Source organism: Myroides albus (genome assembly GCF_009711045.1).
GTDB classification, from domain to species: domain Bacteria; phylum Bacteroidota; class Bacteroidia; order Flavobacteriales; family Flavobacteriaceae; genus Flavobacterium; species Flavobacterium album_A.
On sequence record NZ_WMJX01000146.1, the window covers coordinates 1 to 335 of the forward strand.

At 35.2% G+C, this 335-nt stretch carries 1 protein-coding gene; it reads right to left on the minus strand.

Annotated features, from left to right (window positions below):
- Nucleotides 1-335, minus strand: a 335-nt coding sequence (locus tag GJV76_RS15850) for a hypothetical protein (RefSeq protein WP_196216253.1), incomplete at both ends; no start/stop codon positions are given.

Sequence of the window (335 nt, forward strand, 5' to 3'; positions counted from 1 at the left end):
GAAATTGTGATATTTCCAGTTGTAGCATCTTTAGAAACAACTACACTACCTGTAGCTTGAGTAATAAATTTGTTCAATTCCTTCTTAACGCTTTCGTCTTTAAGAATCTCTTCGAAGTTATTGATTACATCACTAGATACGGTTATTTGAGTCGCAGAGATTTTTCCTGTCTCATCTACATAATTATAAGCAATCAACTTATTGTTTGCATTGTCTGTACCTCTGGCCAATGATGTCAAAGTCTCTGCAAAGAGAACTTCTGCATTGCCTTCTTTACCGTCTTTAAATTTCTTAGCCAACTTAACCTCAGATGTGTTTTCTGTAGCTGATTGATC